The 11323-nt window shown below is 70.8% G+C and carries 11 protein-coding genes and 2 pseudogenes; 10 read left to right on the forward strand and 3 right to left on the reverse strand.

What is annotated here, in order from left to right; translation table 11 throughout:
- The first annotated feature begins 9 nt into the window (after positions 1-9).
- The 5 genes and pseudogenes from ACW14Y_RS05145 to ACW14Y_RS05165 all read left to right on the forward strand — a co-directional run bounded on the left by ACW14Y_RS05145 (position 10) and on the right by ACW14Y_RS05165 (position 4306).
- Positions 10-675, forward strand: a complete 666-nt coding sequence (locus ACW14Y_RS05145; protein WP_456986037.1) for a YdcF family protein — start codon at positions 10-12, stop codon at positions 673-675.
- Between the two features lie 28 nt (positions 676-703).
- Positions 704-1405, forward strand: a complete 702-nt coding sequence (locus ACW14Y_RS05150; protein ID WP_456986038.1) for a WbqC family protein — start codon at positions 704-706, stop codon at positions 1403-1405.
- Between the two features lie 226 nt (positions 1406-1631).
- Entirely contained in the window at positions 1632-2882 is a 1251-nt protein-coding gene (gene fxlM / locus ACW14Y_RS05155) for a methyltransferase, FxLD system (protein WP_456986039.1), read from the forward strand.
- A gap of 138 nt (positions 2883-3020) precedes the next feature.
- Positions 3021-3275, forward strand: a pseudogene (locus ACW14Y_RS05160) (UDP-N-acetylglucosamine 1-carboxyvinyltransferase); the annotation flags it as partial.
- Positions 3272-4306 (forward strand): serine hydrolase domain-containing protein, encoded by a 1035-nt coding sequence (locus ACW14Y_RS05165; protein ID WP_456986040.1) that lies wholly within the window; start codon positions 3272-3274, stop codon positions 4304-4306. The pseudogene ACW14Y_RS05160 and the gene ACW14Y_RS05165, both read left to right, overlap by 4 nt.
- Here the strand turns inward: ACW14Y_RS05165 and ACW14Y_RS05170 are convergent.
- Complete coding sequence (locus tag ACW14Y_RS05170) at positions 4293-4730, reverse strand: hypothetical protein (RefSeq protein WP_456986041.1); 438 nt, start codon at positions 4728-4730, stop codon at positions 4293-4295. The genes ACW14Y_RS05165 and ACW14Y_RS05170 overlap by 14 nt on opposite strands.
- Between ACW14Y_RS05170 and ACW14Y_RS05175 the strand changes: the two genes are divergently transcribed.
- Complete coding sequence (locus tag ACW14Y_RS05175) at positions 4638-5018, forward strand: hypothetical protein (RefSeq protein ID WP_456988070.1); 381 nt, start codon at positions 4638-4640, stop codon at positions 5016-5018. The genes ACW14Y_RS05170 and ACW14Y_RS05175 overlap by 93 nt on opposite strands.
- A 394-nt stretch (positions 5019-5412) precedes the next feature.
- Positions 5413-6180 carry a hypothetical protein gene (locus tag ACW14Y_RS05180; RefSeq protein ID WP_456986042.1) on the forward strand — a complete coding sequence of 256 codons (768 nt, stop codon included), beginning with the start codon at positions 5413-5415 and terminating at the stop codon, positions 6178-6180.
- Positions 6181-6543: 363 nt separating this feature from the next.
- Here the strand turns inward: ACW14Y_RS05180 and ACW14Y_RS05185 are convergent.
- Together ACW14Y_RS05185 and ACW14Y_RS05190 are read right to left on the reverse strand one after the other, a co-directional pair.
- A pseudogene (locus ACW14Y_RS05185) lies at positions 6544-6716 on the reverse strand (N-acetylglucosamine-6-phosphate deacetylase); the annotation flags it as partial.
- A gap of 304 nt (positions 6717-7020) precedes the next feature.
- Positions 7021-8655 carry an FAD-binding oxidoreductase gene (locus tag ACW14Y_RS05190; protein ID WP_456986043.1) on the reverse strand — a complete coding sequence of 545 codons (1635 nt, stop codon included), beginning with the start codon at positions 8653-8655 and terminating at the stop codon, positions 7021-7023.
- Positions 8656-8991: 336 nt separating this feature from the next.
- Between ACW14Y_RS05190 and ACW14Y_RS05195 the strand changes: the two genes are divergently transcribed.
- The 3 genes from ACW14Y_RS05195 to ACW14Y_RS05205 all read left to right on the forward strand — a co-directional run bounded on the left by ACW14Y_RS05195 (position 8992) and on the right by ACW14Y_RS05205 (position 11140).
- A complete protein-coding gene (locus ACW14Y_RS05195) occupies positions 8992-9513 on the forward strand; it encodes a MarR family winged helix-turn-helix transcriptional regulator (RefSeq protein WP_380299201.1) in 522 nt (173 codons plus the stop codon).
- A gap of 189 nt (positions 9514-9702) precedes the next feature.
- Positions 9703-10212, forward strand: a complete 510-nt coding sequence (locus ACW14Y_RS05200) for a hypothetical protein (RefSeq protein WP_456986044.1) — start codon at positions 9703-9705, stop codon at positions 10210-10212.
- Positions 10213-10273: 61 nt separating this feature from the next.
- A complete protein-coding gene (locus ACW14Y_RS05205) occupies positions 10274-11140 on the forward strand; it encodes an NmrA family NAD(P)-binding protein (protein ID WP_380299205.1) in 867 nt (288 codons plus the stop codon).
- Positions 11141-11323: the final 183 nt, after the last annotated feature.

An 11323-nucleotide genomic window follows, 5' to 3' on the forward strand; every position in this document is an offset into this window, starting at 1 on the left:
GAGAAGCACGTGACGAACACTTCCCGGCTCGGGATCACCGACCAGCAGTGGGCGGACACCGCGCTGCTGTGGGACTACCAGCAGATGGGCCACGACCTTCGGCGGTGCGACGTGGCGATCGGCCTAGGATCCCACGACCTCGGGGTGGCCGCCGAGACGGCCGGGCTGTACCTGCGGGGCCTGGTGAAGCGGGTCGTGTTCACCGGTGGGCCGAACCCGAGCCGGCCGGCGGCATTCCCGCGCGGTGAGGCCGTTCACTTCGCCGAGCACGCCGTGGCCCTCGGTGTTCCGGAGTCCGCGATCCTGCGGGAGCCGAACGCCCGCAACACCGGGCAGAACATCGAGTTCAGCCGCACCGTCCTGGCCGAGGCCGGTGTCCGGGTGTCCTCGGTGCTGCTCGTCTCGATGCCCTACATGGAGCGGCGGGCTTACGCCACCTGCCGCCAGGTGTGGCCGGAGGTGGACGCGGTGTGCACCTCCACCCCGATGGACCTGCACGACTACGTGAAATCGATCGGCGACGACCGGCTCGTGATCGACAGTCTGGTGGGTGACCTCCAGCGGGTCATCGAGTACCCGAAGCTCGGCTTCGCCGTCGCCCAGGACGTACCCGGGAGTGTCCTCGATGCCTATCGGCGGCTCATCGACGCTGGGTTCACCAGCCGCCTCCTCTGATCACCCGACCGCCACGAACACGGGGCTCGTGTGCGCGATCCACCAACCGAATCTGCTTCCGCGACTGTCCGTGATGGCGAAGATCCTCGCGGCCGACGTGTGGGTGGTGCTGGACGACGTCCAGCACGCCCGCCGCGACTACCAGCACCGTGCCCGCCTCGGTGCCCTGACCGGCGAGGCCACCAGGTGGCTGTCCCTTCCCACGAGACTGCCGAACGGCCGGGCCACCCTGATCCGGGACGCCCGCCTCACCGACCCGGCGCGCAGCCGCCGCCAGGTGGAAGGCATCCTCCGGGAGCAGTACCGGGCCTCACCGTTCTGGCCTGCGTTCGCGAAGCGGCTGCGCCCGCTGCTCGACCAGTTCTACACGACCGACCGCACCGCCGAGATCACCGAGGCATCCACGCTGCTGCTTCTCAACGAACTAGGCTGGACCGGACGAGTGGTGCGCAGCAGCGACCTGGCGGCCCGCACCGGGCGCACCCAACGGCTGGTGGACCTGTGCCGGACGGTGGGCGCTGACACGTATCTGTGCGGCACCGGTGGCAGCAGGTACATCGAGCCCGGCCGGTTCGCCGACGCCGGGATCGAGGTGCACCTGTTCACCGTTCCCGACACCGGAGTGTGGGCAGGCGCCCGGGCGCTCAGCTCCGTACACGGCCTCCTGGTCCACGGCCCGGACGCTGTCGCGGGGGCCGCCCTGGGCACGCCGCCCGGCTCGGGTCGGTAGCCGTCAGAGCGAGCCGCACGGATATGGCCTAGGCCACGACCGTCACTTCTACCGCGCACAGCGGGCGGTCCTCGCACACCATCTCCTCTTCCACGCCAACCGCGCCGGCCTCTCGGTCGACCACCAATCCGCTATGACTGCAAGGGCGTTGGACGCCGTCTTCCACTCCGACAAGGGCCCCGCGCCCTCGATGTCCACCATCCGCACCACTACTAGGGTCACAAACATGACTACTCTCAGCAGCGGCGCCGCTTCCGCAGTCCCGACCGCCGAGCAGCTGCGCGCCGACCTCACCGACCGCCTGCTCGACCAGGGCGCCGTCCGCAGCGCCGCCGTCGAGGACGCCTTCCGCACCGTCGCCCGCGAGCACTTCCTGCCCGGCTTCCCCCTGGAGACCGCGTACGCGGACAACCCCACCTACACCAAGGCCGACGGCTCCGGCACCCAGATCAGCGCCGCCTCCCAGCCCGCGATCGTCGCCCTCATGCTGGAACAGCTCGACCCGCAGCCCCGAGAGCGGATCTTCGAGGCCGGCGCGGGAACCGGCGTCAACGCCGCCTACCTGGGCCACCTCGTCGGCCCCGACGGACACGTGGTGACGGTGGACGTGGACAAGGACCTCGTCGACGGCGCCCGCAAACACCTCGCCGACGCCGGCACCATGAACGTCGACGCCGTCCTCGGCGACGGCGCCCTCGGCCACCCGGCCGCGCCCCCGTTCGACCGCATCATCGCCACCGTCAGCACCAGCGAGATGCCCACCCCGTGGCTGGAGCAGGTCAAGCCCACCGGCCGGATCGTCCTGCCGCTTCGGCTGCGCGGCACCGCCAGCCGCACCATCGCCTTCGAACGCCGGGCGGACCGCTGGGTGTCGGTCGACGACCGGCTCGCCGTCTTCATGCCACTGCGCGGCAGCATGGACGACGCCCGCCGCACCGTCCACCTCACCCCCGAGGGCGACGTCACCCTCCAGGTCCACAAGGACCAGCACGCCGCTGTCGACGCCGCCGAGCTCTTCGGTGTCCTCGACGGCGCACGCCACGAGACCTGGACCGGGGTCACCATTCCCGGCGGCACCACCTACGAGTACCAGGACCTGTGGCTGGCCCTCACCCTCCCGAACTCGATCATGCAGATGAACGTCACCGGCACCGCCCGCGAACGCGGCGTCACCCCGATGTTCGACTGGGGCGCCATGGCCACCGTGGACGCAGGCTCGCTCGCCTACCTCACCCTGCGCCCCGCCGAACCCACCGCCGACGGCCGCAAGACCTACGAGACCGGCGCCATCGCCCACGGCCCCGACGGCGCCGCGCTCGCCGACCTCGTCACCGAGGAGATCCGCACCTGGAACGCCGGATACCGCAACCGAGCACTGCGCATCGAACTCCCCGACACTCCCGCCGTCCCGGACCGAGCGGCCGGCCGGTTCGTCCTGGACCGACCGAACCACCCGATCACCGTCATCTGGGAGTAGCCGCCTCTCCACGGCCCCCCGAACTCCATCAAGGCCCACAGGCAGGCACCGCTGAGAGCCAAACCGGTGCCTTGGCACCCACACACTTGCCAAGATCACCCGTAGCGCCACCCCGTCCACCCGGCGCGACACCTCGCCGCGCTGCAGAAGTTCGGCGCGGTCGTCAACGCCGAGAACCGCCTGATCACCGTCGAGGGCCCCTCCCGGCTCGTCGCCGCCGACGTGGCAGGCGAGGACATCCGGGCCGCGACCGCGCTCGTGCTCGCCGCCCTGGCGGCCGAGGGCACCTCTACGATCCGGGGCATGTACCACCTGCAGCGCGGCTACGGCGACCTGCTGCCCAAACTCGCTTCGCTCGGTGCCGACCTGACCATCGACCAGGAGATTCCGTGACCCACACCGTTCCATTGAGCCCCAACGCCGTCGCCGAGCTGCAGCAGTGCCTCGACCTGCTGGTCGACGACGGTGCCCTGCCCGGTGGCGTCATCGCCCACGGCACACGCGACGACCGACCCGCGTTCCTCGCCTCCGGCATCGTCGCGCCCGAATGCGGGAGCACCCGGCCCGGCCCCGACACGCTCTACGACGCCGCGTCGCTGACCAAGGTGCTGGCCACCTGGCCGCTGATCGGCACCACCGACGGCATCACCGCGGAAACGTCGATCCGAGACTTGCTGCCCGAAATGCCCGGCCACGCGCCCGGCGCGAACGTCACGGTCGGGCAGATCCTCGCGCACACCTCCGGCTTGCGGCCCGAGACCCGCCTCGACCAGTACCGGGGCCGCACCGAACCCCTGGCCGAGCTGATCTGCAACGAACCGCTGATCGCCGAGCCCGGCGCCGGCCACCGCTACATCAATCGCGGGTTCATCCTCCTCGGCCTCGCGCTCGCCCACGTCCACGACCGACGCCTGGACGAGCTCGCAGCCGACCTCTGGCAGTCCCTCGGCATGACCCGCACCACCTACGGACCCGTCGGCCGCTCCGCCGACGTCGCCCCGACCGAGCGGCGCCTCCCCGGCGCCCCGCGTCTGTGGGGCATCCCGCACGACGACAACGCCACCCTGCTCAGCGGCGTCGCCGGCCACGCCGGCGTCTTCACCACCCCCGCCGACCTCGCCACCTTCGCCCAACGACTCCTCACCGCGCAGGCAGACGGACACGGACTGAGCGCCTGGCTCCGCACCAGCACGGAGCCGAAGGCCGAGATCGAACCCGGCCTCCACCGCGGCCTGGCCTGGATCCTCGCCGACGACGGCCGGTTCGCCTACCACCACGGCTTCACCGGCACCAGCCTCTACCTCGCCCCGGACACCGGCCGCTACCTGGCCATCTGCACCAACGCCGTCTACCACCACCAGGACAACCGCACCCGCCTCGCCCCGCTCCGCAACCTCGCACTCAAGGCCGTCACCGCCGACTGAAAGGCCCCGCCGTGCCCCAGGCCACGCTCGCACCGCTGACCACCCTCCGGCTCGGCGGACCCGTCGGCACCGTCGTCAACCTCTCCGACCCCGCGGACTGGCTCGACGCCGCCCGCACGATCAGCACCCAGGAGCAGAACGGTCCCCTCGTCCTGGGGCACGGCAGCAACGTGATCGCGGCGGACGCCGGCCACCCCGGCACCGTCGTGGTCATGAACACCCGCGGCATCACCGCCCGACCGCTGACCGGAACCACGGTGGCCGTCACCGTCAGGCCGGCCACCCGCTCACCGACCTCGTCCACTGGGCCGCCGCCGAACAACTGGCCGGCATCGAGTGCCTGGCCGGGATACCCGGCACCGTCGGCGCAGCTCCGGTCCAGAACGCCGGCGCATACGGCCAGCAGATCGCCGACACCCTCCACAGCGTCACCGTCTGGGACTGGGACATGGGCTGCCTGCGGACCTTCCCCGCCCGGGCCTGCCGCCTGCGCTACCGCAACAGCCGCTTCAAGCAGACCCCCGGCCGCTGGCGCATCCTGACCTCCACGCCCCACCTGACCCGCACACCGGCCGCCCCGATCACCTACCGGCCCCTCGCCGACGAACTCGGCGTCCCCGTCGGCGAACGCCCACCCGTACCGGAAGTCACCGCAGCCGTGCTCGCCAACCGACGCCGCCGCAGCCTCCTCCTCGACCCGAACGGCCCCTGATCCCCGTTGCGGCGCACCGGCAGCAGCCATCGCCTCCGCCGCACGCACCGGTACGAGGACTGGACCCGGACCCACTCCAGCGCTTCGACTCGGGCGATGAACGTCGGTGCCCCGGTCATGGCCTACCGTATGGGCAACCAGACGGATATCGAGGCGCGCTTTGACAGCCGGGACCGAGAGTGCACGGCCGCCCGACGACACACACGCTTCGGTCCCTCCTCGACCGGCACCGCTGGCGAGGAATCCGACGCAACGAAAGCTCCGCAAGTCGTTGCAATCACACGAAGGTCAAGGCCACAAGCCCCCGATTCCCGTCGATGAATCCGAACTCATCGACGGGACAGTTGAGTTGATAAACCGACTGCCGACTCGGGCGTGCCTCTATCATGCGGCCATGACCGAGACAGACGACTCTGACGCATCGTCATCAATCCAGAAGCAAGGCGGACACAAACCCAAGCGAGTCCCCAGTCTCACCCGGATCATCACCGCCGCCGGAAGCACGATCCAGGACCAGGTACTGCGGGACATCGTGTCCTCGATCAGCCCGCATCTCATGGCGCAGCTGGCTCGGGCCATCCCTGCGCTCCGGCCCGCCCTGCGGTCGGCCGGGGTGGAGGAGGCACCGGAGTTCACGCCGACGTCCGCCGCCCGCACCCGGTCGGCGGCGGACGCCGGGCCGTCGGCGAAGCCCCGGCAGAAGACCTTCGACGTCTTCGCGGGCACCGCCCCTCATGAACCGAACACGCCCGTGCTGGTGGTGGTGACGAAGTACACGAGCGGGTCACCGCTGTCGCGCACCGAGGAGTACTGGGTGTCCGTTTCGGTCGACGAGAGCAGCCAGTACCTTCCGCTGACGGGGTCGTTCTGGACGATCCACTCGGAGACGGCGACGGTGTCCGAACGACCGGACTGGGTGACGAAGGTTGCTGTGTGGTCGGCACTCGTCACCTACGGGCTTTCGCTGGTCACACTTCTCCACAAGAACGACAAGGTGATCGGCATGGCGACGATCGGCTGCGGCGGGCGGGTCGACGGCGTCGAGCAGCGTTGGCATGTGAAGGTTCCGGTGCGCAGCCAGAAGGAGCTGGACGGGCTCCGGAAGCGGGTCGCCTCGCTGGTGACACTGAGCGTCCCGCAGCCGCCGCGGCAACTGTCGTAACGGTTTCGCGGCGGCCCCAGCGGCCGTCGCGAACATCGTAGTGGCACCGCATCACACCCCGGCCGGCGGAAGAACAGGAGAGCCGCATTCCAGTACGCCGCTACCACTGACCCGGCCACCGGAGCACGCGCCCCGCGAGACCGTCACCGAGCGGCCCAGCCCGCTCGGCCCGCCCTGGGTGGACCGCCGAGAAGACTGGCGTTCGTCGATGACCATGCCAAAGCTTTCGGTGCCGGTGACTGACTCGCTGCAGGGGCGACCAGGTCGTCAGTGGTGGAGACGACAACAACGAGGCTGGCGAGCTTGCCGACTCCGTAACGCCGATCCGGTCGGCGAGGCCGAGGAGGCGGGCCGGGCCGATGGAGCCAGGTCGAGCACAGGGGGGTGGAGGTGGAGGCCGTCTTTGATCAGTTCGACAGCCACCTGCCCGTCCTCAAGCAGGGCCACGGTCGGACCGAGGCGCGGTGATCGATGCCAGGCATAGCGTTGAACAGGTGGGTAGCGACAGTGGCGCTGGTTTCGATCGCCCCCAGGGTCCCGGTGCAGTCAGACCCGTACGGCCGACAGCGACAGAGGCCGGCGCGCCCTCGCACGGCGAATCTCACCTGACTGACCATCAGTCGAGGTCAGCAAAAGTCAGCATCAGTCCGAGTACACCCTCACAAACCTGCCTACACCTGGGAACACCGACCCTGGCCCGTCGAGCTCGTTCCGACCTCTGCAAGCGTGCCCGGCAGGCCCACTGCGATCAGCAAGTCGTCACTTTGAGCTCTTTACTCACACCCTTTCATCCCGATATTGTCTTTTTACCGGATGGTCGACATCGCTCTGCGTGTGTGTTCAGGATGGCAGGGTCACCGACTGGGCGTGGTGAAAGACGTTCGTGCGGTCCCAGGTGTCCTTGGCCTTCTGCAGGCGGCGGTAGTTCCCCTTGTAGTACAGGCGCTGGTAGGCCGGCTGCTTGTCGGCGGTGGTGCCGAGGTCGACGTCCGGGTAGTTGACGTAGGCGCCGTCGGTGTCGGTGTCGATCTCCGGGATGCCGCCGGTCGCCCGGTAGGTGTCCCGGTAGAGGCCGCTCAGGTAGGCCAGGTGGGCGGCGTCGGCGGCCCGGTCGGTCCAGTAGGTCTGGTACTGGAGCTTCATGACGGAGTCCCGCTGCGGGACGGCGGTCTCGGCGGGGCCCCGCGCGTTCACCCGGCAGCCGTAGGAGTCGATCTGGACCAGGGTCTGGGTCAGGTCGAGGCCCTCGACGTCCTTGGTGAGCCAGGTCCACCAGGCGTCGATCTGGGTGGGGGTGAACGCCCTGCGGTGGTAGGCCGACTTGTACTTGCCGCGCTGGTTGGGGCCGGAGCCGTTGAGCGTCATGGTCGCCTGGAACCACGGCAGTCGGCGGCGCTTGTCCGGGTAGGGCAGGTAGAGCCCGCCGACGCCGTTGGTCTGCACGGTCGACCTGGCGCGCATCCCGCGCTCCACCCGGGCGAGGAACGCGTCCAGCGGCGCCGGGTCCTCCTCGTCCCACTGGCTGAACAGGACGACGTTCCCGTTGGAGTGGTGGGTGAGGTGGAGGATCGAGAACAACCCGCGGTACACCTTCTCCGCGGGACCGCTGTGCTCGGCGAAGAAGGCACCGAAGTTGTCCAGCAGGGTGCGGAAGTCCTCGGGGTGCTCGATCAGGTCCGCCCACTTCCAGGCGATGCTGCTGAGCCAGACCCGGGGCGGCGGCGCCGGCAGCGCGTGGGCGAAGTGGTAGCGCAGCACCACGCCGAAGTTACCGCCGCCGCCCCCGGTGTGGGCCCAGAACAGCTCGTGCTCGGGCGAGCCGGGAGGGTCGCCGCGGTGCGCCCGGGTCACCTCGACCGCGCCGCCCCGGACCGTCACCACGTCGACCTGGACCAGGTGGTCGACGGTCAGCCCGTGCCGACGGGAGAGCAGCCCGTACCCGCCGCCGCAGATGTGGCCGCCGGCGCCGACCGAATAGCAGGACCCGGCCGGAATGGTCACCCCGTACTCGCGGAAGAGCGTGGTGTACACGTCCCAGTTGGTGGCTCCGCCCTCGACGGAGTAGGTGGCGCCGCCGTACTTGTCGGTCCCCGCCCCGACCCCGCGCAGGGTACTGAGATCGAGAATGACGCCCTTGTCGTTGTCGACGAATCCCTCGTAGCAGTGGCCGCCGCCGCGCACGGTCGGCCGCAGCCCCCGGTCCAGCGCCGAGCGCAGCTGCGCCACCGCGTCGGCCTCGTTGCCGACCAGCCGGATGTACGCCGGGCTGCTGCGCCAGCGCTGGTTGAAGCCCTGGCTGAGCGTCTCGTAGCGGGAGTCCGGAGGGAGGACCGTCCAGCCCTCGGGCTGTTCGACGGGTCGGGCCGAGGCCGGGCCGGCGGCGAGGCCGAGCGAGACGACGGAGGCTCCGGCGGCTCCGGCGGCGACCATTCCGGTGCTGCCGAGGAAGCCGCGGCGGGAGAACTCGTTGCGCATTCCTGGGACCGTCTTTCCCGACTCCGACAGATGGGCGGGCGAAGAATAGCAAGGGAATGTCGGGGAAATCCATTGTCCACAAATTAATGTGACCGTATGCAGACGAATTTTGGCCACACCAGGACAATTGCCCAACGGCACCGGCCCGACCGGATTCCCGCACACGGCCACACACAGCCACACACAGCCGCACGGGGGCACCCGAGCACCGCCACAGTCCCGACGACACGAAGCCCCTGGACCCGCCCCGCACCCCGGAGCGAGTCCAGGAGTTTCCCGCAGTTCCGTTCGGCGAGGCACTTGACGAGAGATCAGGTTAGGCGCCATATTACTTTCATGGCTCAGCAGCACCCGGCCGGAAACGGCGCACCCTCGATCGACCAGGCCCGCCGGCAGCTTTCCCGGTACGGCCTGGCCGCCGATCCGCAGGCGGTCCTGGTCGCGGCGCGACTGATGGCCGCCGGAGCCCGGCTCGGCCAGGCCGGCGAGGCCCACTTCGCCCGCTTCGGCCTGTCCACCGGGCGCTACCGGCTGCTGGCCGAGCTGGAGGACCACGGCGGCGAGAAATCGCCCTCGCAGCTGGCGGCCGCGCTCGGGGTCTCCCGCGCGACCGTGACCGGCCTGGTCGACGGGCTGGAGCGGGACGGCCTGGTCACCCGGCGCCCGTCCGCCGAGGACGGGCGGGGCAATGTGGTGATACTGACCGCGCGCGGCGCCCAGCGATTGCGCGACATGGCACCCGAGCACTTCGACCGGATGCAGGCGATGGTCGCCGGGCTGTCCGTCGAGGAGCGTGCGGTCTTCCTCGACCTGCTGGGCAGGCTGGTCGCGGGCATGTCCGCACTGACGGACGACTGACGACTGACGACTGACGGACAACGGTCGGGCGGCGGACAGCCGCCCGACCACCGGGCCGACCGGCAGGGCGCCGGACCGACCCACCACGGGCCACCACCGGACCAACACGGGCCAGCACGGACCTTTTCAGCACCCCATTGTTGGCCCACCGAACACCTATAATTAGCCTCCTAATCACTTGGACGATCCATGCCCGGCAGAACCAAGCAGCGCCCCGCCACCCCCGACACCGGCACCGACACCAACACCGCCCCCACCCCCGACACCGCCGCCCCGCCCCGCTTCGTGCTCTGGCGCGAGGTCCTGATCGCCTACGCGGCACCCGCCGTCATGGCCTCGGCCGGCGGCTTCGCCACCGGCCAGTCGGAGCTCAGGATCGCGGCCCTCACCACCATCGCCGGCACCTCGGCCCTGGTCGCCACCCTGGTCGGCCTCCGGCACCGGCGCCGGTCCGCCGACTCCTGGGCCGCCCGCGGGCCGATCCCGCTGCTCGCCCTCGCCTTCGGCCTCGGCTGCGCCGCCCTCGCCCTCGGCCTCGGCCTGGCGGCCGCCGAGCTGCTGCCCCGGATCCCGGCACTGGCCGACAGCCCGTGGCCGGGCCGGCTGCGCATCGACCTCCCGCTGTCCGCCGCGATCGCGGCGACCATGACCACCTGGCGCTGGCGGGCCTCCCTCCCCCGCCGCCGGCGCGCCCACTGACCGGCTCCCGCACCACCGCCATCACCACCATCACCACTCCTACCGAAGGAGCAGTACCAGCATGATCACCATCATGGGCGCGTCCGGCGCCACCGGCGGCGCCACCCTGCGCAGCCTCACCGCCCTGGACGTCCCGGTGCGCGCCCTGAGCCGGGACCCCGACCGCCTGCTGGCCGGACTCGACCCGCACACCCGTGGCCTGGTCGAGGTGGCGGCCGCCGACGCCGGCGACCCCGCCTCGATGCGCGCCGCCCTCAAGGGGACCACGCAGCTCTTCCTGACCATGGAGAACGGTCCGCGGCAGGTCGAGCACGAGCTGCGCACCGTGGACCTGGCCGTCGCCCTGGGCGTGGAGCACGTCGTCAAGGTGTCCGCGCCGGCCGCCGAGCCCGACTCCCCGGTCGCCGTCTCCCGCGGCCACCACCTGATCGAGCAGCGACTGCGGGCCCACGACATCACCACGACCGTGCTCCGCCCGTACGCGTTCATGCAGAAGCTGCTGCTGATCGCCCCCGGGGTCTCCATCGCGGGGACGATATTCGGCGCGCTGGACGGCGTCCGGTGCAACTACGTCGACTGCCGGGACATCGGCGACGTCGCCGCCGCGGTGCTCACTCGCCCCGACACGGCCGGCGGCGACATCCCGCTGACCGGCGGCCGGGCGTACAGCCACCCGGAGCTGGCCGAGCTGCTGGGCACGCTGCGTGGCCGGCCGGTGCGCTCCGTGAACCTGCCGCCCGCCGAACTGCACGCCCACCTGGTCGCCCGGGCCGGGATGCCGGACTGGCTGGCCGCCCATGTGGTCGAGATCCAGCGGCTCGCCGTGGAGCGCCCGGAGAGCCCGGACGATGCCGCCACCCGGCTGATCGGGCGCGCTCCCCGTACCCTGGAAGCATTCCTCGGGGAGCACCTCGACGTGTTCCGCTGACCCGTCCGTACGGTTCCGCGACTTCCCGGAGCAGGCACCGACGGGCCCGCCGCACCCCCGTCGGCGGGCCCGTCACCTCCGGAAAACCGCCCCGTCGCCCCCGGGGAACGGCCGCGTCGCCCCCGGGGAGCGGATCCGGATGTGGCATGGGTCACGGTCGGAAAATCGACCTGACGGACCGTC

The sequence above is a fragment of the Kitasatospora sp. cg17-2 genome (assembly GCF_054031055.1).